We start from the raw sequence: 21,105 nt of genomic DNA, 5'->3' as shown, positions 1-21,105 counted from the left end.
ATGGAGGAATTTTAAAATGGCTTTAAACATTGAAGAAATCATTGCTTCTGTAAAAGAAGCGTCTGTATTAGAACTTAACGATTTAGTAAAAGCAATCGAAGAAGAATTTGGCGTAACTGCTGCTGCTCCTGTAGCTGTAGCTGCTGCTGGTGCTGCTGGTGGCGCTGCTGAACAAACTGAATTCACAGTTGAATTAGCATCTGCTGGCGATTCTAAAATCAAGGTTATCAAAGTGGTTCGTGAAATCACTGGTCTTGGCTTAAAAGAAGCGAAAGAATTAGTTGATAACGCTCCTAAAGCAATCAAAGAAGGCGCTTCTAAAGAAGAAGCTGAAGAAATCAAAGCGAAACTTGAAGAAGTTGGCGCTGGCGTAGAATTCAAATAATTAATCGAAAGAGGCTGATTTGATTATCGGCCTCTTTTTTAGCTTGTTTTTAGGAATAAGCTTTTTTTAATTGTATTTTGTAAGTAAGCCGTGCTACTATTGAAAAGTAGAAAGTTTTTTGGAGGGCTATGTATGCATAAAAGTGTGTCTAAATCTGAGCTAGAGGTCATGAAGGTAGTATGGAATTTTGGTCGAGCAGTTCAGTATGCTGATGTTGCCGAAAAACTGGGAGAGCAAGGTTTTGAATGGAAGAAAAATACCATTTTAACCTTTCTAGCACGATTAGTGGAGAAAAAAATAGTCGGTGTGAAAAAAGTCGGTAGAAAAAATGAATATTATGCACTTATGAGTGAGGAAGAATATTTAGGGAATCAAACGGAAGCGTTTTTAGAAAATGTTTATGAAGGCGACGTAAGAGGTTTAATTACGAATCTCGTCCAAAAGGATTTAATTTCGCCAGACGAAATCGATAATTTACAACAATTTTGGAAAAGGAAAAAATCAGACGAATGAGTGAATTACTTAAAATAATTTTGTCCATGTCAATAACATCAATCGTTTTAATACCTCTGGTTTGGCTTTTTAAAAAAGTATTCGGCCAATTTTTAACTAAAAGAAAGAGCTATTACGTTTGGCTCGTTGTGTTTTTCTTTTTGGTAGTGCCGTTTGCTTTTTTCTTTGTGCAAAAAAGTAGCGACTTTTTGTGGGCGACGCCTGGTGAGTTTGACGGGCTGACGTCCATGGTGATTGGAGAAGATGGTATTACGGTGGGGCGCGACACAAAAACAATAGTCATCCGTTTTATTTTGAATTATCTATGGGTGGCTTGGCTTATTGTTGCAGTCATCTTTTTAGTTTACCGGATTGCCTCTTATCGGAATTTTAAGAAATATGTTATGTCGGGTGCGAGTTTTCTTGATGATCCGGAGAAACTTGATATTCTTTCGGAAGCGATGGAGGAAGTTCAGATTACAACGCCGGTTGAAGTAGTGGTGAATCCAATTATTTCGTCGCCTATTTTTTTCGGGATTCGTCGGGGAACAATTGTGCTGCCGGGGACCTCGTTTTCTGACAAAGAGTTGCGGCATATATTTTTGCATGAATTGATTCATTGTAAGCGTCGGGATATGCTTTTTGTGTGGATTACGCAAGTTTTCACTTGTTTGTATTGGTTTAATCCTTTGATGTACTTTATGAATAAGCAAATGGAGCGGGACCGGGAGCTGGCCTGTGATGAAGGTGTTTTGGCTTGTTTGGCTGATGATGAATATTTAGCCTACGGGGACACTTTGCTTCGATCGGTTGTCAAATCGGGAAAGTATAAGGAATCTTATGCGGCGGTTTCTTTGCACGAAAACGCGAAGACGCTTAAAGAACGACTTATTTCGATTGCGGCGTACAAAAAAGAGCGCGCTAGTTGGCTAGCATTTCTTTGCTTGGTTGGCACATTGTGCGTTGTTGGTTTGCTCGCTGATACTTTTCAGGCGAAGGTTTTTGCTTACGAGAAGGATAGTGGAATTGAAATCACGCGTAAAGATACTTCTGAAAAGGGCACGTTTTCTGCGATTGATTTGCAAGAGGCCGAGCAAAATGTCACGATTAAGAGCGGGGACGAGGAGTCTTTTGATGTGAGGGATTATGATGACGAGGCAGAATTAGTTGTGAAAAATGGCACATTAACTTATAAAAAGCCGAATCCTGAAACGCATGCGGATATTGAAATTACTTTAAAAAAAGATAAGGTTTATAATGGGATTCACGTTAAAACTTCTGGAAATACTGTGAAAATTTCGGATGTTCAGGCAAAAAAGATTAACGTTGAGGGGGCTGGCCTGTTAAATGAGTTTGATAATGTAAAAGCGGACACTCTTTTAGCGACAACTGATTCTGCAAACGTGAAGATAATGGGGGGACAGATCAAGGAGATTGTGCGCGTCCAGAGTAATCGTTCTTTTGTTCAAATTGGGAAATCACATGTAGGAAATCTTGACTTGTCGACTTTTTCAAACGCTGAATTAAATGAAACGGATATTACAGGTAAGTTTGCCATTAGTGGTGGCACCTTACTAGATGTTCAGAACGTAACGGCGAATGAACTTGAGTTGACTACTAAGAGCGGCGGGAAAATGGGATTCCGAAATATGGTAGTTGAGAATGCGGCAAAAATAACGAATAATGAAAGTGCGCTCTTGGATTTTAATGGTGTCTTAAACGGGGATACTGTCATCTCTGTTGTGAGCCCTTTTGATACGAAAATTACGATTCAAGGAAGTATGAATGATTATGCGATAAAAGCTCAGGCGAGTCAGGCGGATACGTTTATTTTGAACGGCAGTCCGGTGAGCTATCCTTTTGAAAGCAATTTGGCGGCGCGAAATAAGATGCAAATCACGAATGATTCGAGCATTAGCAATCAATTTAAGTTGTTTTTTGCGAAATAAGTTTTCCACCTAGCAAATTTGTTAGGTGGATTTTTCTTTTTGGGTATTGACAAATTAAACTACGGATTGTAGAATTATAAATGTTCATAAAATCAAAAGAGGGTGTGCAGAATGGGATTATTTAGTAGAAAAGCAATAGTTGTTCCAGAAGAGTATGTAACTTTCAACAAATTCTCAGCAGACAAGGAAAAATTATTATGCGTAGGAGGCGCGACTACGGAGTGTAAGCACAAGGTGGAAACGAAATTAAGTGGTTGCAACAAAGATTTAAAGCTGTACTATCCAAAAAATCAAGCTGCGAAAATAATCAAATATTGGTTACCGATGTTTGAGATTTATGATGGTCATTCAGCGATGAGTCTCATTTCTAACTGGATTGAGAAAAATAACTATGTGAACACGGTTTCGGATAAGACAACTTTAGCTGTAAAAAAGGATATAAATCGAGCGGCGCAAAAGTTTAATTTCGATGCGACTTCGCTACTTCAATCCGCTGATAAAGTTAAAATATACGGAGCTTTTGATTTAGAGCGTCTTGGCTATATTGTGCGTGTTTGTTTTTCGGTAGGGTTTTTAACGGAAGATCAAGCGTGGAACTGTCTGGAGCAATTATGGGAAGATGCGACGGAACATTTTGAAAATTGGGATGATTATATGGTGAGTTTTCTAAATGGGCAAGAAGAACTTGATACAAACTGGTATAGCGATACAATTGTATCATATGTTGAATTAAAACAGAATCAAGCAAGTTTAATAAATCGCTACAAACTAACATAAAAGAGGAGAACAAACATGAAGAAAATTTTAAGCTTTTTAACAGTATTATTAGTAGCTCTGGCGCTATCCGCTTGTGGTAGTGGAGATAAAAAAGCAAATTTGGAGAAAGATACATATGTTGCTGAAGTTAGTGGAGCCAATCTAGAGGCGACATTTACTCATGATGGAGATAAGTTGAAGAAAGTCGAACAAACAATGGAATATCCGCTTAGCTATTTCGGCCTTGCTGAAGGTGAGAAACTAGATGATGCAACGAAAAAAGAGTATGAAGAGAAAGCGAAAGAGCAGTATAAAGAATATGAAGACGGAAAAGGTACTTCTTTAAAAGCAACATTTACGGATGAGGCACTTAAACTTGAAATGTCTATTGACTTAGATAAAGTTGATGCAGATAAAGTAGGCGCATTACTCGGTGGAACAACTAATCCGAAAAATGTGAGTTATAAAGATACAGTTGAACAATTTGAAGCGCAAGGTTTTAAGAAAAAGGACGCGTAAATATCGCTCGTTTTGTATGAATAGATAAGTTTTAAGCCCGAAAGAGTAGATCTTTCGGGCTTTATTTATACTAAAAATTCCATTTCGATTAGCCTCACTTCATGTGGTTTTAAGGCTTGCTGGACGATGTAAGTGTCTGTGACTTTCGCTGTATATTGAATGACTTTTGGGTGAGTAGAAAGTTTCAATTCATCAATTTGTCGTTCGGTTAAGTCTTTTTGCGCGCCGTTTTGAAGCCAAATATCCATTGCAGAGCCGTATTCGCGAGAAAGAATATGTTCGGTCACGCGATATGAGCCAGCCTTTAAATTTTGCAGTTCCAGATGAATAGCTGCCATTTTTTCTTCGGGGAAAGCTTGGTACGGGTCGTCAAACGCGATTTGTCCTTCTTGAAGGAAAATAGAATGGAAATGCTGATAATGATAAGTTAAAATCTGGTAACCGGTTTGGCTTTTCGTGACAATATAACGTTCGCCTTGCGATAAAATTCTAGAACCGAGTTTCTTTAAAAAGGAGAAGGCGAAAAAACCGCTTTTTTTAATGCCATTTCTTGTAAATAAGCCGAGCCCGCCGTGAAATTCCTGTTTAGGGGCGCGAAATTCTTCGTGGAAATCGCTTAAAAGCCAGTAACCGAAACTGTCGATGTGGACGTTGTTTTCGAGAATGTTTTTAATAATAAAAGGCGCTTTATAGGCGGAATCATTCGTTAAGTCGGCGTGACTAGGCGTGCTGTTCCACTCGGTTAGATGCCATTCTTTTATAGAGAGGTCAGAAAAAAGCGTTTTAACCATTTGAATCATAGCACTTAAATAATGCAAATTGCCGCTCGAATAGGCAGGAAGCTGGGCGGACTGAGCATGATTAGTTGGCAGATTATCTGTGTAATAGCAGTGAAAGGAAACGAAATCAGGCGTTATTTTTTTGTTTTTTAGAAAATCGGCGAATTTTTTCACTGTGGGATTTTCAGGTTGGCTTGGGAAAGGAAAGATGCCCGGCGTCCCAATTTTGTAGTGCGGATTGATTTCGCGAATGGTTTGATAAGTTTCGGCGTAAAAGCAATTGAATGCCTCTATGGAATCCTGCCAGAAAATCGCAATATCAGGCTCATTCCAAATTTCAAAATACCAGCTAGCGACTTCTTTTTTGCCGTAGCGTTTTTCGATATGTAGGAAAAAATTTTTGACGAGAAAAAGCCATTTTTGCATGTCATTTGGGTAGGAAAGATAGCTTTTCTTGTGAAAATGATGATGCTCACTAGAACGTAGCTTTTCCGGCATGAAACCAATTTCGATAAAAGGTTTTAACTGATTCTTCAGCAGGAAATCAATGAGCATGTCGACATACGCAAAATTTAGTAGGGGCTCGCCTGCCGAATTTTCATCATAAACGTGCATCGCGTCATCGAAAATCCCGTGGAAACGGATGTACTCAAAACCAATTTCCTGCTGCGTTTCTTTCAACTGCTCTTGAACGGGGGCTAAAAAAAGTTCTTTTGCTTTGCTCACGGTAATGAGTTTTTGAAAACACCAATTGGCGGTTCGGCCGGGTTTGTTCATGGCAATTTGCGTAGCGGGAAGGGTTGTGTGGATAATGGAATCTTGTGGGTTGATGGTCTGATTTAAAAAGGGTGCTAAATGCTGATAAATCTCGTTCATATCAATTTCAATGTACTGCTTTTCGATGCTGTTGTTAGTAAAGGAAAATGCGGGTGTGCTTGTGTCGTTTTTCCGGTGTTCAGTTGGTGAAGCAGAATAAATTTCTTTGAAGGCTTTTACAAAGGCGGTTTCGCTTGGGAAGCCCGTATCAATTGCAATATTTTTAACAGAGTGATTGGTTGTCATGAGTTCTTTTGTTGCGGCGTTTAACCGAATTGAAGTTAGGAGCTGTTTGAAGGATTGTCCGGTTTGCTGGCGAATAAACTTGGAGAGATGGTCTTTGGACAGAAACACATGGCGCGCGAGTTCTTCGAGTGTTATGTTCGTTTGGAAATTTGTGTTCATATAATTTAAAACGTCGGTGAGCCTAGCGATATGTTTTTCTTTTGGCTGGTTGGAAAGATTCTCAATTGGTGCAGAAAATTGATGGACAAGTGTGAAAAGGAGTTTATAGTATAAGCTTGTCAAATTTAAATAGCTGTCACTGCGTTCTTTGCACACTTCTTGAATCATTTCGGCAAAAATTTGCCGAATCTGGTCAAATGAAGCTTGTTCTTCACTTGAAAATTGGGAAGATTGGCAGTGAAATGTAAGGTGGTCGATATTTGGTATGCTTTTTTTTGCTTCGGCGAGAGGGATTTGTAGGACGAGCAACGTGTTGGATTCATGACCATGCAGTGCATGAATTTGGTTAGCATTAACGAGAAAAATGTCGTTTTCAGATAGCTGGTGCGATTTCAAATTGGTATAAAGCGAAATGCTCCCCTTTAAAACAAAAATAATCTCGATGCTGTCGTGCCAGTGGCTTGAAGTAGCAGTTAGACGGTGAATTAGGAGTCGAAAAGGAAGTTTGTCCTCGGTTTGAATCATCTCATATGCTTGTATCAAGCGGCTCACCTCAATAAATTTAGTTAATTTCTTAATTATTATAGCATATTTCTTTTTTTGAGAAAGCGTTATCTTTTTATAAAAAAGAAAATTCTGACTACTTTGATTTAAAACTGGATTATGGTCACTTTCGACTTCAATATGACTGTTCGTTCTGATTGGCGTTCTCTATAATGAAAGCGTAACCAAGTGAGGAGGGAAGACAATGGAATTAACTGAAGAAAAATTGCCGCAAAGTACGACGAGTGTGAAGCTCTCTGTTCGGGAAAAAGTAAGTTATGGCTTGGGCGACACGGCGAGTAATTTAGTTTTTAGCATGATTACGATGTACTTAATGTTCTATTATACAGATGTGGCGGGAATTAATATCGCCGCTGTTGGAACATTGATGCTTGTCGCAAGAGTTATTGATGCTTTTGACAGCCCAATTTTTGGTATACTAATTGATAAGACGAATACGAAATGGGGGAAATCTAGGCCGTGGTTTTTATGGCTTTGTGTGCCATTTGGGATTTTTGCCGTCTTGGCGTTTTCTGTACCCGACATGGGGGACTCTAGCAAGCTGATATACGCCTATGTGACGTACATCGTTCTTGGAATTTTATACGCGGGAATTAACCTTCCGCTCGGCTCGCTTTTGCCGAGTTTAACGACGGATCCGCAAGAGCGCACCGTTGCCAATACATGCCGCATGATGGGTGGACAGTTCGGTGCCCTCATCGTCGCTTTTGGTGGCTTATTTTTAGTGCAACTTTTGGGCGGGGGAAATGCGCAACGAGGATTTACCTTAACGATGGTTCTGTTTGCAAGCGCTGCCATTTTGATGTTCCTCACTACATTCGCGAATACTAGAGAACGTGTCAACATAAACAATGGTGCAGCGGTGCCGTTTAAGCAAAGTATTAAAGCACTCGTTCCTAATAAGCCGTGGTGGATTATTACGGCGCTTATGTTTATTACATGGACTTGTACATCGGCGAAAATGGCGAATACGGTTTATTTCTTAAAATATAATCTAGGAAATGAACAAATTGCGGGGATTGTGAATGGTTTAGGTACAATTGGGATTTTAGCTGGCCTTTTCATGGTGCCGATGATTTCTCAGAAAATGAAAACGCGTGATATTGTGATTTTAGGAAGTGGCATTGCCATTTTCGGACAGCTCATTCTATACATTTCGTCGCTATATAGTTCTATTCCAATTGTAATAATTGGGACGATTATCGGTTCCATTGGGAGCGGTTTGCCGGCGGGAATTATGGGCGTTATGTTGTCTGACACAATTGATTACGGGGAAGTGAAGTTTGGCGTTCGGGCCCAAGGACTCCTTTCAAGCGCGGTTGCTTTTGGCGTGAAATTTGGAATGGGTATCGGGGCAGCAATTAGTAGTTTGATACTTGGTATGGCGGGCTATACGGCCAATCAGGCGCAGGCAGGTGGGGCACTCCGGGCGATTGAAATGAATTTCGTTTGGCTACCGGCAATTGGGTTCATTCTCATCATTTTAATCGTATTCTTCTATAAATTGGATGATGAACGAGATGCGATTCGAATGCAAATTGAGGAAAATCGACAACAGGAAGGATTGAAGGATATTGAATAGAGAAGTGGATTTAAGGAAGGCACCGTATTCGTTAACAGAGGAGGCCATCAATTGGGTGGAGGAAACGCTCGCGAATATGGACGAGGATACGAAAATTAAGCATTTATTTGCGCCCATTGCGATGAGTACGGATCAGGCGGAACTTACGGCGTGGGTGCAGGAATTTAAACCGGCTGGAATTATGTATCGCCCTTCGGCTGCGGCAGATATTCAGGCGGCGCATCGCATTTTGCAAGAGAATAGCGACATTCCACTTTTAATAGGTGCCAACGTGGAAGCAGGTGGAAATGGCTTGGCGTTTGAAGGTACATATGTTGGAAAACAGCTCCAAATTGCGGCTACAGATAATGTGGATTATGCTTATCAGCTTGGGAAAATATCAGGCGTGGAAGCTCGAGCGCTTGGATGCAATTGGGCATTTGCGCCAATATTAGATGTTGACTATAATTTTAGAAATCCAATTACAAATGTACGGACGTTTGGTTCTGACCCGGAGCGCGTCGCAAAAATGGCGAAAGCCTACCAAGCGGGATTTGAGTCGGAGGGTGGTGCGGTTTCAATTAAACATTTCCCAGGTGATGGCGTGGACGAGCGCGACCAGCACTTGCACTTAACGCACAACTCGCTCTCTATCGAAGAATGGTGGAAGAGCTACGGCAAAATTTATCGCACGCTTATTGAGTCGGGCGCGCACACGGTGATGGCGGGGCATATTTCATTCCCGGAATACAGCCGCTCGAAAGGGCTCGCGGACGAAGAAATCATGCCGGCTACGCTGTCAAAAGAGCTGCTTTCGGACCTGCTGCGAGATGAACTTGGTTTTAACGGCATGATTGTTACGGACGCAAGCGTTATGGGCGGGTTTACGATGATGCACGAGCGCGCTTTCTCGGTGCCTTACTCGATTGCCTGCGGTGCGGATTTGTTCCTGTTCAATCGCGATTACGCCGAGGATATTGCTTACATGAAGGCTGGGATTAAAGCGGGTATTCTGACGATGGAACGCGTCCATGATGCCGTAAAACGCACGCTAGGTGTAAAGGCGTCAATTGGGTTGCACAAACAAAAAGCTGAAGGTCGTTTAGTTCCGAGCGCTGCGGCACTAGCCACAATTGGTACGGCAGAACACGAGGAAATAGCGCGCGAAATAGCTGACCAAGCTATCACACTCGTGAAAAATAAGGAAGACATTTTGCCGATTAATCCGCAGAAGCGAAAACGAGTTTACTTGCAGGCGCTTGGCGTAACAGAGGAAACTGAAATTTACCGATATTTTATCCAAAAGTTAGAAGAAGTTGGTTTTATTGTTGATGTGAAGCCAATTGAGGGCTGGGGCTTTAAAGATATGAGCATTTCGGTTGAACAGGTGAAGGCGGACTACGATTTAGCGATTTTTTATGCGAACGAGGCGACGATGAGTAATCGCACGCAAGTTAGGTTGAACTGGGGCATGCTTGGATTTAATATTCCGTGGTTCTTGAAGGAGCTGCCAACGATTGTTATTTCAACGTCGAATCCGTACCACCTAATTGATGTCCCGCAAGTGAAAACGCTGATTAACGGCTACTCAGACAGTAAATATGTTATTGATGCCATTATTCAGAAGCTCATTGGCGAAAGCGAATTTGTTGGCATTAACCCTGTAGATCCGTTTTGCGGTGACCGTTGGGATTTAAAACTATAAGAGGTGAGAAAGTGATGTCAGACTACAGAAAAGATTTACAGTTTCTAAGTAAATATACAGATTTGGAAAAAGAAGATGGAATTGAAGTTTATTTTAAGAAAACAAGAAATCAAAATCCCGGAGAACTAAATCCGTATCTTGCAGCGGATATGCGTAAGGCACAAGAAGGCGGGACGAATCAGGCGGTGGGCGAAATGCCGCAAGATGTGGACTTGTCAAACGTTGAGGCAGCATCGATGGCGGCGCTTGCGATGCGCCAAATGATGGGGAGCGCCAATGTGGACTTGTCAAACAATATCGATGTCGCTGAGCATACGATTAAAACTGCAGAAGGAAGTTTCCCTGTCCGTGTATACCGTCACATGAATCAGAAAGACAAAGCGCCCGCAATTATTTTCTATCACGGCGGCGGCTTTATTGGTGGAAAAATGGACGTTGTAGAAAACTTCTGCAAAGGGCTATCGGAAAAGCTTCCAGCCGTCGTCATTAACGTGGGCTATCATTTGGCACCGGAACATCCCGCCCCAGCTGCGACAAATGATGCGTATCAGGCGGTGCTTTGGGTCGCACAAAATGCCGACATGTTACACGCAGATGCTTCGAAAATTGTCGTTTCAGGAGATAGTGCAGGTGGCACACTTGCCGCAGCCGCCTCCTTCATCGACCGTGAAAAGGGCACTAACTACATCGGCATGCAGGCGCTACTTTACCCATCGCTCACACTTTTAGATGAGGAAAATCAAAAATATGCATGGCCAATCGAACGCTTTCACTTTGAAAAAAATTTAGAAAAACAAATGGGTGACGCGTTTAATTCAATGGGAGGCGCCAATGTTATTTTGCGGACGGCTTACGTGAGAGACCAAGATCCAGCGAGCCCAATTTATTCGCCGCTCTCGGCAAAAGACAAATCAGTCTATCCGCCAACACTCCTTGTAAGCGCCGAATTTGACTATTTAAGACCATTTGCAAATGTGTTTGCCAAAGAACTAGAAGAAGCCGGCGTGAAGACGAAATCAATTTGCTACGTGGGAATGATGCACGCCTTTATTGATAAGTATGGTATTTTCCCGCAAGCAGAAGATTGTGCAGAAGAAGTCATAAAAATGATGCAAGAAGTTTTCCAAGACTGACCTTTCCAGAATTTCTTCCCCTATGTTATATTTAATGGTGAGAGAAATGGGGGAAGAAATTTGACGAAGCATTATTTTTCTAATAACGATGATTTAAAACATGCGCGGAAATATTTGAATTTTGTTCTTCGGGGAAATGAATTTAAATTTATAAGTGATGCAGGTGTTTTTTCAAAAAATGCGGTAGACTTTGGTTCGCGTGTTTTAATAGAGGCGTTCCAGTTAAACAAGACAACAGGACGCATTTTAGATGTCGGTTGCGGTTACGGGCCAATTGGCCTCGCTATCGCGAAAAGCTTTCCAGAAGCTACGATTGATATGGTGGATGTCAATTTACGCGCGCTAGAACTTGCGAAGGAAAACGCGGCTTTAAACCACATTCAAAATGTGCAAATTTTTGAAAGCTCCGTGTATGAAAATGTTTCTAAAACAGACTATCAGGCGATTTTAAGCAACCCACCGATTCGTGCCGGAAAAAAATTGGTCCATGCGATTTTGGAAGAAGCTCATGGCTATTTAGCGGACTTCGGGGAGCTATGGATTGTAATTCAGAAAAAACAAGGCGGCCCTTCGGCGGCAAAGAAAATGGAAGAAGTTTTCGGAAACGTCGAAACAGTTGTGAAAGAGAAAGGTTATTTCATTTTTAAAAGCACAAAATAAAGCGTAGTGCCTGTTTATAGCGTTTTTTGGTGAAGGATTCTTGTCTGTATGATGGCGAGAATCCTTTTTTATCCGTGTAGACTTGAGTAGCTAAATTATATATTTCGTCCTTTTTTATCTATGTTTTGTATCTTTTGAGAAATTTTTTCTTTCGCTAAAATAAAAGTACACGAGAAACTGTTTTTCAGAAGAAAGGGAGAGAGTCATGAAGAAATTGGGACGCGAATTTATGAAAAATAAAGCTTTTCTGGCAATGTGCTTGCCGGGATTCGCTTGGCTAATTGTGTTCTTTTATATTCCAGTTTTCGGAAACGTTGTCGCGTTTAAAGACTTCCAGTATGCAGCTGGCGGCTTTATTGACAGCTTGAAAGCAAGCCCTTGGGTCGGCTTTGATAACTTTAAATTTCTATTTAGTTCGGACAATGCTTATTTGATTACACGAAATACCGTGCTATACAATTTAGCGTTTATTGTGCTAGGACTTATTGTGGCAGTAATGATTGCGATTATAATGAGCGAATTGCGTTCGAAAAAACTTGTTAAAGTCTATCAAACGTCGATGCTATTGCCTTACTTTTTATCATGGGTTGTTATTAGCTATTTTGTTTACGCTTTCTTGAGCCCAGACAAAGGGCTTTTAAACAGCATCATCGTTGCAAATGGCGGCGAAGCGATTAGCTGGTATACAGAACCAAAATACTGGCCGTACATTTTGGTGTTCATGGGAATATGGAAAGGCGTCGGTTACAACAGTATTATTTATTTTGCAACGATTATGGGAATCGACCCGACTTATTATGAAGCAGCACAAATGGACGGTGCAAGCAAGTGGCAGCAAGTAAAAAACGTTACGTTACCACAGCTTGTCCCACTCATTACCATCTTATCCATTTTAGCAGTCGGGAATATCTTCCGAGCAGACTTCGGTTTATTCTACCAAGTTCCGCGAAATTCAGGCGCACTTTATGAAGTAACTTCCGTACTTGATACATATATTTATAACGGTTTAACAAGTACCGGAGATATTGGAATGGCCGCCGCGGCAGGGCTTTACCAATCATTAGTTGGATTTATTCTCGTAGTTGGAACAAATCTGATTGTCCGCAAATATGATCCGGAATCCGCACTTTTCTAGGAGGGAGTAAACAATGGCAGAGAAAAAAATCAAAATTACAGAAGTAAGGCACCGCACTTTTGGGAAAAAAACGAATTTACTCTTCTCCATTTTAATAGGTTTATTCGCCTTTACGTGTGTGTTTCCGCTCGTTTTTGTTATCATTATTTCTTTGACGGGCGAGAATGCCCTTGTAACAGAAGGGTATCAACTTATTCCTTCTGAGTGGAGTTTCGATGGTTATCGCTATCTCTATGAAATGAAAGACCAAATTTTGCAATCGCTATTCGTAACCGTCTTTGTAACGGTTTTCGGAACAATCATCAATGTAAGTTTCACATCTACATATGCGTACGCGATTTCAAGACCGAATTTTAAATGGCGCCGTTTCTTAACCATTTTTGCGCTAATTACGATGTTATTTAGCCCAGGAATGGTACCAAACTATATCATCATGACAAACTTACTCCAACTTAAAGACACAGTTTGGGCACTAATTTTACCAATGGCATTAAGTCCATTTAATATTATTGTCATGCGAACGTTCTTTAATCGTTCTGTATCAAATTCAATTATTGAATCCGCACGAATTGACGGGGCAAGTGAAATTCGTATCTTCGTTAAAATCGTATTACCACTTGCCGTTCCCGGAATTGCGACAATTAGTTTATTTGCCGCATTAGGTTATTGGAATGACTGGTTTAACGCCTTGCTTTATATTCAAAGCGACAATCTAGTCCCATTACAATATCTACTTATGAAGATTCAATCAAATATCGATTATATGGCTCAAAATGCCGGAATGAGCGGCAACATGGCAGGTGGCCTTGCGACAATTCCACGTGAAGCAACTCGAATGGCGATGGTCGTTATTTCCACACTACCAATTGCCCTAAGCTATCCATTCTTCCAAAAATATTTCGTCAGAGGAATGACAATCGGTGGCGTAAAAGAATAAGGCCTTTCAGGGAGCAGTTTATTCTGCTTCCTTTCTGGCGTTTTTAAAAGGAGAGAGAAGCATGATTGGACGCGCGATAGAACAAATCTTTATACGGTGCTACACCGTCATTAAATTAAACCTCATTTTTGTCGGCCTAATGTTTTGCGGCGGCATTATTTTAGGAGTCGGCCCAGCGTGGTCGGCCATCACACAACTCGCTTTTGAGCAAGGATTTTCCTACAAAGAAATAACTTGGAAAAGAGCTTTTGCACAGTTTAAAGCAAGTTTTAAACGTGGGAATGCATTGTTTTACTTGTTTGCAGGCGCATTTGCACTCCTTGCCTACAATTTATTTCTAGTCGTCCAAATGAAGGGCCTCGTTTTCTTTATCATTACTTTCGTACTCGCGTTTTGCCTATGCGTGCTTTTTTTAGGCTACTTCTTCGTACTCATAACCGATGCGCGCTACGAAACAACTGTGAAAAATATTTTAAATCTATCTGTCATGGCGTTTTTCAGCAATTTTTTCACGCTCATTAAAATGGCCTTAGGCTTTTTCGTTGTCGGTTTTTTGACCTTTAAATATCCTGCACTACTATTATTCGGTGTGGAAGCAATCGCAATCTTTTTTGCCCTATTTATTACCCGTGGAGTTTATGAGATGATAAACAAGAAGTTTGAACTGGAATAAGAGGATGTGGGAGTTTTGTGAAAAAGAAAAATGTTTTCATGTATTTGTTAAAGTGGTATGCCGTCATCTTAATTGTTGGCATCACTATTTTTTCAGCGTTTGTAAGTTACTTTATTTTTGAGCGCGACGAAAAGATTGCGCAAACCGCAACGAATCAATCCGCCGGACATGTAGCAGACATTATCTCGGGGAAAAATTCTAAATTAGAGTTGATTACACGTGATTTACTCAGCAATCAAGCAAAAGTAGATAGCATGCATCATTTTTTTGATATGAATAGCGAAGATTATTTGAATTACAGCCTGCATGCCGAAACGAGTACAGAATATAATTATTTACCACTGCGACTGCGCGAAATTTATTATGATGATGAAAGCGTTCAGTCCATTGCCATTTCGCTCGAAGACGAAAAGCAAGTGCTCTACTCCGATTTAACGAATAAAAACGGCTACTTAGTCGATGCTGTCCCAAAAGAAGAAAACGGTATTCGTTTGCAGAAAAATTTGTTAAATCCGGCGACACTTGAAAAAATGGGCGACTTCTATTTAACGCTCCGCCCAGACGAGTTTAAGGAAACGCTCTCGACATACGGAGAGGACTTGCCAGTTTCGCTCTATATTTTAACCGAACAAGGAAACCTTGTATTTAATTATCAAATGGATAAAAACGATCAAAGTAAGGAAACTTTAGATGCCCAACTACCAAATGGCATCGATAAAACTTTAAGCGAACTAAACAAAAAATATATCGTCAAGCACGTGACATTAGCAAACGGCTATCAAGTCATCACGCTGATTTCCAATCAAAATGTATGGTACTCCATGCAAAGTTCACTTATCTTTTTATGGGTAGGCGTATTTTTACTTAATTTATTACTTATTTCAGCACTCTATAAAATTTTTTCAAAATATAATAGGCAAGTAAAAGGCATTCTTTATTCCATTCAAGATGTTTCAAATGGGGAGCTCGCAGCACGAATTGATGAGGGCAGTAAAGAAGGGGAACTATACGCGATTTCACACGGGATAAACGCAATGCTCGACAGTATTAATCAATACATTACCGATATTTATGAACTAGAAATTGCGCAAAAAGATGCCAATATGCGGGCGCTCCAGTCGCAAATTAATCCGCATTTCTTGTACAACACGCTCGAGTATATTCGTATGTATGCGGTAAGCCTTGAAGCAGATGAACTTGCAGAAGTCGTATACGCGTTTGCTGCGCTACTTAGAAATAATATTTCACAAGAGAAAACAACGACGGTCGCCGCTGAACTCGATTTTTGTGAAAAATATTTTTACTTGTATCAGATGCGTTATCCCGATCGTCTGGCGTATTCTTTTTCGGTCGCGCAAGAAGTGCGAGATGTGCGAATTCCGAAATTTATTATTCAGCCGTTACTTGAGAATTATTTTGTTCACGGCGTCGACTACACGCGAATTGATAATGCCGGTAGCATAAAAGCCTTTTTGGAAGAGGAAATGGTCGTCATTATTGTGAAGGATAATGGCATGGGCATGTCGCCTGAGAAGCTAGTCGAATTGGAGGAAGATTTACTTAAAGATAATTCTCTTGAAGAAGGAAAATCAATTGGCATTAAAAACGTAAATGAAAGAATGCGCGGTTTTTTTGGAAGTTTGTATCGTATGCGAATTATGCAAAACGAAACGGGTGGCGTAACGATTGAAATTCGTTTTCCTTTAAAAAAAGAGAGGAGTGAATCCTAGTGTACCGAGTTCTTTTAGTAGACGATGAATATATGATTGTAAATGGACTGAAAAAGCTAATTTCTTGGCAGGAGTATGGCTATGAAGTTGTGGGAACTGCTGCCAATGGAGAAGAAGCGCTTAACTACGTTCGCAAAAACCCAATTGATTTAGTCGTTGTTGATGTCAACATGCCAGTTCTTTCGGGAATTGAATTTGTTGCGAAAGCGAGAGAGGAAGGGATTCCATTTCGCTTCATCATGCTTTCTGGTTATCAGGAATTTCAATATGTGAAAGATACGCTGAAACTTGGCACGGAAAATTATTTGCTGAAACCGGTGAATAAAGCGGAGATGATTGAAACGCTACATGCCGTAACGAAAGCGCTAAAACAAGATGAACAAGACGAACGCGATCAAGGGTATTTGGCGGAATATTTCATTCTCAGTTGGATTCATGGCGACATCATTTATAGTGATTTAAGCACGTATTTACTAGAAAATAAGATTGACGTTTTAACGGAAAACTACACGGTTATTTTTATAAAACGCGGGCCAAATGAGACGCGGATTCAAGAGTATTTAATTCTAGAAAATCAGCCGCTCGTTCATTATGCGCTAGAAATTGATATGTGGTTGCTTATTTATCTGGGGGATAAAATGCCGCTTAAAATTTTTACTGGGAAGATGAAATCGGCGCTTGGTTTAAGTGATGCGGATTTAGTTGTCGGGGAAACAGTTGTCGATATGAAAGATGTGCCGTCAAGTTACGACAGCGCACTTAGTTCCAGTAGGCTACATGAATTCTACGATTTTAACGGTCTGAAAAATAGCGATGTGGGCGATGTGGATGCGCGCGGGGCGCTACCGAGTATTTCTTTTGTTGAATTTAATAAAGCTTTATCGCTGCGGGATTTTGAAACGATTCAAGGTGAAATTGAAATTATCTTTGCAAAATTACGTGCAGCAGCCGCAAAACCAGATTACACCCGGCATATCATTTTCCTGATTTTCATTGACCTATATCGCCAATTCGAAGGTTTAAGTGAAACATTTTACCAAAATCAGGCGGAAAAGATTACATCGGGCCTTAATTTTGAAGAACTTGAACCGGTCATTTGGGACACGATAGAAGAAATTAGAAGTAGTAAAGGTCGGAGAATGTATTCGCAGCACGTGCAAGACGTTATCGAAATCGTCCAAGAGGAATATCATCTTGCACTGTCGCTGAAGGAAATCGCTGGCAGGATTCACATGAACACGATGTACCTCGGTCAGCTTTTCAAAAAAGAAACGAACAAAAGTTTTTCCCAGTATTTGCACCAATATCGCATTAAGCAGGCGCAAAGTTTCTTGGTGGATACGGGCATGACGATTAGCGAAATCGCGGAAAAAACGGGTTATACGAGCGCGGGCTACTTCTATAAAAGTTTTAAGAAGATTTGCGGCATCTCGCCAAAGGAGTTTCGTGAGGAATATCAAGCGAATTTCGACCCTATCGAATAGGAGGAAAAAGCGTGAAATACAAAGAAAAATATTTAACAGGCGAATATCTTTCGTTTAAAAAGGGAGCGTTTAAATTGCGCTTGGAAAGCCGCTTCATTCGCTTCGGCAAGCCAGTAGATGTGCCGTACGGAATGAAGAGCCCGAGACACTTATTTGACATTTTGCCGGGTGACACGGAAGAAATGTGCGATTTAAGACTGCGTCACGTTTTTGACCGTGGGATTCTAGGCGATGGCTTTAGACTTGAGGTTGACCGGGAGCTAGTGACCATTCACGCGTCTTGTCGGCGCGGCCTGAGATATGGAATGGAAGCGTTTATGGAGCACATTGTGATGCGTGCGGATACGATTTTTGTGCCACTTGGGGCAATTAGTCACGTGGCGTCCTTGCCGATGCGCGGCATTGTTGAAGGTTTTTATGGCAGACCATGGCAGCACGAGGACAGGCTAGAAGCTCTCCGGTTCATTCGTGACCATAAGCTGAACACATATATGTACGCGCCAAAACATGATACGCTTTCTCGCATGAATTGGCGTGAGTTTTATCCCGAAAAGGAACTTGCTCTTTTTGAAGAATATGTGCATTTTTCGGCCGACTGGGACATTGATTTTTACTATATGATTAGCCCGGGAAATGATATTGATTATACGTCAGAGGCTGATTTAAAGGCCCTTTTTGCGAAATTAAAGCAGCTAATTGATGTTGGTGTGACGCGTTTTGGTTTGTTGCTCGATGATATTGACTATATTTTGAAAGGCGAAACAAAAAAGCGCTTTGCGACGCCGGGCGTGGCGCATGCCTATTTAGTTCGCGCGGTTGATGCGTTTTTGCGCGAGACGCTTGTTCATTACGAGCTTGTCGTCTGTCCGACCGAATATGACAATGGCTTTGATTCGCCGTATTTGGAAGAGCTCGAAAAACATACGCCGCCTGAAATTCCGTTCTTTTGGACGGGCCCCGAGACGCTCGCGCATGCGATTACAACGGCTGATATGCAGCGCATGCGGGACGTGTACGGGCATCCCATTATTGTTTGGGATAACACGCCGGTCAACGACTTTGAGGACGATAAGAAGCAATTTTTTCTTTCTCCTTATGAAAATCGGACGCCGTATTTGGCGGAAAACGGTGCAATTGGGCTTGTCGCAAATCCGATGCCCGCGCTGGAACTCTCCAAAATCACGCTTCATCATATGAGCCAGTTCGCCTGGTACAGTGGCAGCGAGGATTTTGACGCGGTCCTCACCGAATTTGCAGGCGACTTCCTGCCAAGTTTTCGGATTTTCATAGCGCACAATCAAAATACCCGCGTTCATTTTGGCTTGTCGTTGCACCATCAAACGTTGCTCCGCGAAAAAGATGCAGAAGGAATTTATGACGAAGTAGAAAAACTCGTTTTGGCGCTGCGTGAGCTAGGAAAGCTACCCAATTCGCGCTTTCAAACTGAAATCGCACCGTGCCTAATGCGTGCGGAATGCGAACTCGTTTTAGCCCAAGCGCTTGTCGAAAACGATCTACCAAAAGCAACTAAAACTGCGGAGGAGCTCGCCGAAATGGACTACCAGACGAGTTCAAATTTACCGTATCGATTATACAAAAACTATAGTTTATAGCTTTTTTAATATGATTTATACCTTTTTGGAAGTATGGACAAATAGTATAATTTTTTCTAGAAAGCGTTTTCTTTATTTGGATTAAACTATATATTTTAAAGAGGAGTGGAAGGAAAAATGAAAAAGTGGATAAAGGTATTAACAACAGGAATTCTCGCAACAGTCCTTCTTGTTTCACTATCGGCGTGTGGTTCATCTGATTCTGCAAAAGGCAGCGATAAAGATACAATTGTCATGTATCAAATCGGAGATAAACCAGAAGGCTTCGATAAGTTGTTAGCAAAAGCAAACGAAACAATTGAAAAAGAAACGGGCGCTAAGCTTGATATGCGTTTCATTTCTTGGGGTGACTACGACAAGAAAATGTCCGTTATGGTATCCTCAGGTGAAAACTACGATATCGCCTTCGCAAATAACTATGTCATCAACGCACAAAAAGGCGCATACGCTGATTTAACGGAACTTTTACCGAAATATGCTAAAGAAGCTTACGATCAACTAGATCCTGCTTATATAAAAGGGAATTCGATTAATGGGAAATTGTACGCGATGCCTGTAAACGGCAATGTGTTCGCGCAACAAGTTCTAACATTCAACAAGCAATACTTGGATAAATATAATTTAGATGTATCAAATGTAAATACGTATGCGGATTTAGAACCACTTCTAGCGACAATTAAGAAAAACGAAAAAAGTGTTATGCCGTTAGCCGCTGGACAAGGCTTTAAAGTAGAGGCAGAATTAGAATATCCAATTGAAAATGGCATGCCATTTGCCGTAGACCTAAAAGGCGATACAACGAAAATTGTGAACCAGTTTGATACAACAGAACTACGTGACAATTTACGCGCAATGCATGGTTTCTACAAAAAAGGCTATATCGCACAAGATGCTGCAACGAATACAACGGAATACCCATTAGACGGGGCAACTTGGTTTGCTCGTCAAGAAACACAAGGTCCATATGATTACGGTGATATGTTACTTACGCAAGTTGCCGGTCAGGAACTTGTATCCCGTCCAATTACAAACCCATCTAAAACAAATGCGCAATCTCAAATGGCAAACTTTGTCGTTTCAAGTAACTCAAAAAACAAAGAAAAAGCAGTTGAGGTTCTCGGCGTTTTAAATTCTAATCCAGACGTGCTAAACACACTTGTTTACGGTGAAGAAGGTAAAAGTTGGGAAAAAACAGATAATGGTCACGCAAAAATATTAGATGGCTACAAAGCGAACAACCATTTATCTGCTTGGAACACAGGAAATAACAAAATTCTTTACCCAACTGCAAACATTACGGATGACATGATTAAAACACGCGATGATTCTATTGCAAACGCAACACAGTCACCACTTCTCGGTTTTAACGTCAAAACGGATTCCATTAAAACCGAGCTTTCAAACATTGCTAACGTAATGAATCAATACATCGATGGTTTAAACACAGGAACTCTTGATCCAGATAAAGCAATCCCAGAAATGAACAAAAAACTCGAAAAAGCTGGCTACGAAAAGGTTAGAAAAGAACTACAAAAACAATACGATGCTTTTTTGAAAGAAAATAAATAAACGAATACAAAACGAGGTGGGAAAACATTTTCCCACCTCGTTTTGTATTGAAGGTCCATAAAGCTGTTTTTTGGGTGTATAAATGCCGGAAAATTTCACAAAGTAGTCACAACTCACCTCCTGTTTGAATGGTATACTAGAACGACAGGTCAAACATCAGGAGGAACAAACATGCGGGAAATTAAATCCAACGAAGCCGTGTTCAGCGAGCACGTGGGAGAGATGGGTAAAATGAAAGAC

Annotated in this window: 17 protein-coding genes; 16 read left to right on the top strand and 1 reads right to left on the bottom strand. The window is 41.0% G+C overall.

Features of this window, described 5'->3' with window-relative positions; genetic code table 11:
* Positions 1–16 precede the first annotated feature (16 nt).
* The 5 genes from rplL to CFS04_RS12395 all read left to right on the top strand — a co-directional run bounded on the left by rplL (position 17) and on the right by CFS04_RS12395 (position 4,101).
* The gene (gene rplL, locus CFS04_RS12415) at positions 17–385 is read left to right on the top strand and encodes a 50S ribosomal protein L7/L12 (RefSeq protein ID WP_088811004.1); all 369 of its coding nucleotides are present in this window, start codon (positions 17–19) and stop codon (positions 383–385) included.
* A gap of 132 nt (positions 386–517) precedes the next feature.
* The gene (locus CFS04_RS12410; protein ID WP_088811003.1) at positions 518–898 is read left to right on the top strand and encodes a BlaI/MecI/CopY family transcriptional regulator; all 381 of its coding nucleotides are present in this window, start codon (positions 518–520) and stop codon (positions 896–898) included.
* Positions 895–2,826 (top strand): M56 family metallopeptidase, encoded by a 1,932-nt coding sequence (locus CFS04_RS12405; protein WP_088811002.1) that lies wholly within the window; start codon positions 895–897, stop codon positions 2,824–2,826. Before CFS04_RS12410 ends, CFS04_RS12405 begins: the two co-directional genes overlap by 4 nt.
* A 111-nt stretch (positions 2,827–2,937) precedes the next feature.
* Complete coding sequence (locus CFS04_RS12400) at positions 2,938–3,603, top strand: DUF1266 domain-containing protein (RefSeq protein WP_088811001.1); 666 nt, start codon at positions 2,938–2,940, stop codon at positions 3,601–3,603.
* Positions 3,604–3,618: 15 nt separating this feature from the next.
* The gene (locus CFS04_RS12395; protein WP_088811000.1) at positions 3,619–4,101 is read left to right on the top strand and encodes a DUF1307 domain-containing protein; all 483 of its coding nucleotides are present in this window, start codon (positions 3,619–3,621) and stop codon (positions 4,099–4,101) included.
* Between the two features lie 65 nt (positions 4,102–4,166).
* On the opposite strand, the gene CFS04_RS12390 is transcribed toward CFS04_RS12395, so the two are convergent.
* Positions 4,167–6,644 carry a helix-turn-helix domain-containing protein gene (locus tag CFS04_RS12390; RefSeq protein ID WP_088814598.1) on the bottom strand — a complete coding sequence of 826 codons (2,478 nt, stop codon included), beginning with the start codon at positions 6,642–6,644 and terminating at the stop codon, positions 4,167–4,169.
* Positions 6,645–6,849: 205 nt separating this feature from the next.
* On the opposite strand from CFS04_RS12390, the gene CFS04_RS12385 reads away from it, so the two are divergent.
* The 11 genes from CFS04_RS12385 (at position 6,850) to CFS04_RS12335 (ending at position 20,865) form a co-directional block, all read left to right on the top strand.
* Positions 6,850–8,247, top strand: a complete 1,398-nt coding sequence (locus tag CFS04_RS12385) for an MFS transporter (RefSeq protein ID WP_088810998.1) — start codon at positions 6,850–6,852, stop codon at positions 8,245–8,247.
* Positions 8,240–9,931 carry a glycoside hydrolase family 3 protein gene (locus tag CFS04_RS12380; RefSeq protein ID WP_255377382.1) on the top strand — a complete coding sequence of 564 codons (1,692 nt, stop codon included), beginning with the start codon at positions 8,240–8,242 and terminating at the stop codon, positions 9,929–9,931. The genes CFS04_RS12385 and CFS04_RS12380 overlap by 8 nt, the downstream gene beginning before the upstream one ends.
* 14 nt (positions 9,932–9,945) lie before the next feature.
* Positions 9,946–11,064: an alpha/beta hydrolase gene (locus CFS04_RS12375; RefSeq protein ID WP_088810997.1), complete on the top strand. Its 1,119-nt coding sequence runs from the start codon at positions 9,946–9,948 to the stop codon at positions 11,062–11,064.
* Between the two features lie 60 nt (positions 11,065–11,124).
* On the top strand, positions 11,125–11,724 hold the full coding sequence (locus tag CFS04_RS12370; RefSeq protein WP_088810996.1) for a class I SAM-dependent methyltransferase: 600 nt from the start codon (positions 11,125–11,127) through the stop codon (positions 11,722–11,724).
* 205 nt (positions 11,725–11,929) lie between these two features.
* Positions 11,930–12,859 carry a sugar ABC transporter permease gene (locus CFS04_RS12365; protein ID WP_088810995.1) on the top strand — a complete coding sequence of 310 codons (930 nt, stop codon included), beginning with the start codon at positions 11,930–11,932 and terminating at the stop codon, positions 12,857–12,859.
* A gap of 13 nt (positions 12,860–12,872) precedes the next feature.
* Positions 12,873–13,796 carry a carbohydrate ABC transporter permease gene (locus CFS04_RS12360; RefSeq protein ID WP_088810994.1) on the top strand — a complete coding sequence of 308 codons (924 nt, stop codon included), beginning with the start codon at positions 12,873–12,875 and terminating at the stop codon, positions 13,794–13,796.
* A 61-nt stretch (positions 13,797–13,857) separates the two neighbouring features.
* Complete coding sequence (locus tag CFS04_RS12355) at positions 13,858–14,469, top strand: YesL family protein (RefSeq protein ID WP_088810993.1); 612 nt, start codon at positions 13,858–13,860, stop codon at positions 14,467–14,469.
* A 17-nt stretch (positions 14,470–14,486) separates the two neighbouring features.
* The gene (locus tag CFS04_RS12350; protein ID WP_088810992.1) at positions 14,487–16,199 is read left to right on the top strand and encodes a sensor histidine kinase; all 1,713 of its coding nucleotides are present in this window, start codon (positions 14,487–14,489) and stop codon (positions 16,197–16,199) included.
* Entirely contained in the window at positions 16,199–17,683 is a 1,485-nt protein-coding gene (locus CFS04_RS12345) for a response regulator transcription factor (RefSeq protein WP_088810991.1), read from the top strand. Before CFS04_RS12350 ends, CFS04_RS12345 begins: the two co-directional genes overlap by 1 nt.
* 11 nt (positions 17,684–17,694) lie before the next feature.
* Positions 17,695–19,296 (top strand): beta-N-acetylglucosaminidase domain-containing protein, encoded by a 1,602-nt coding sequence (locus tag CFS04_RS12340; RefSeq protein ID WP_088810990.1) that lies wholly within the window; start codon positions 17,695–17,697, stop codon positions 19,294–19,296.
* Between the two features lie 117 nt (positions 19,297–19,413).
* Positions 19,414–20,865 (top strand): ABC transporter substrate-binding protein, encoded by a 1,452-nt coding sequence (locus CFS04_RS12335; protein WP_088810989.1) that lies wholly within the window; start codon positions 19,414–19,416, stop codon positions 20,863–20,865.
* The last annotated feature ends 240 nt before the right edge of the window (positions 20,866–21,105 follow it).

It is taken from the genome of Listeria sp. ILCC796, from assembly GCF_900186175.1.
Lineage (GTDB): Bacteria > Bacillota > Bacilli > Lactobacillales > Listeriaceae > Listeria > Listeria goaensis.
Note: the sequence above shows the minus strand (reverse complement) of the source record. Positions and strands in the feature narration are given on the sequence as shown.

What these genes read in the sequence shown, in the direction of transcription:
- CFS04_RS12335 (WP_088810989.1), top strand. Translation starts at nt 19,414, where the DNA reads ATGAAAAAGTGGATAAAGGTATTAACAACAGGAATTCTCGCAACAGTC.
- CFS04_RS12395 (WP_088811000.1), top strand. Translation starts at nt 3,619, where the DNA reads ATGAAGAAAATTTTAAGCTTTTTAACAGTATTATTAGTAGCTCTGGCG.
- CFS04_RS12355 (WP_088810993.1), top strand. Translation starts at nt 13,858, where the DNA reads ATGATTGGACGCGCGATAGAACAAATCTTTATACGGTGCTACACCGTC.
- CFS04_RS12375 (WP_088810997.1), top strand. Translation starts at nt 9,946, where the DNA reads ATGTCAGACTACAGAAAAGATTTACAGTTTCTAAGTAAATATACAGAT.
- CFS04_RS12365 (WP_088810995.1), top strand. Translation starts at nt 11,930, where the DNA reads ATGAAGAAATTGGGACGCGAATTTATGAAAAATAAAGCTTTTCTGGCA.
- CFS04_RS12360 (WP_088810994.1), top strand. Translation starts at nt 12,873, where the DNA reads ATGGCAGAGAAAAAAATCAAAATTACAGAAGTAAGGCACCGCACTTTT.
- CFS04_RS12410 (WP_088811003.1), top strand. Translation starts at nt 518, where the DNA reads ATGCATAAAAGTGTGTCTAAATCTGAGCTAGAGGTCATGAAGGTAGTA.
- CFS04_RS12385 (WP_088810998.1), top strand. Translation starts at nt 6,850, where the DNA reads ATGGAATTAACTGAAGAAAAATTGCCGCAAAGTACGACGAGTGTGAAG.
- CFS04_RS12405 (WP_088811002.1), top strand. Translation starts at nt 895, where the DNA reads ATGAGTGAATTACTTAAAATAATTTTGTCCATGTCAATAACATCAATC.
- rplL (WP_088811004.1), top strand. Translation starts at nt 17, where the DNA reads ATGGCTTTAAACATTGAAGAAATCATTGCTTCTGTAAAAGAAGCGTCT.
- CFS04_RS12400 (WP_088811001.1), top strand. Translation starts at nt 2,938, where the DNA reads ATGGGATTATTTAGTAGAAAAGCAATAGTTGTTCCAGAAGAGTATGTA.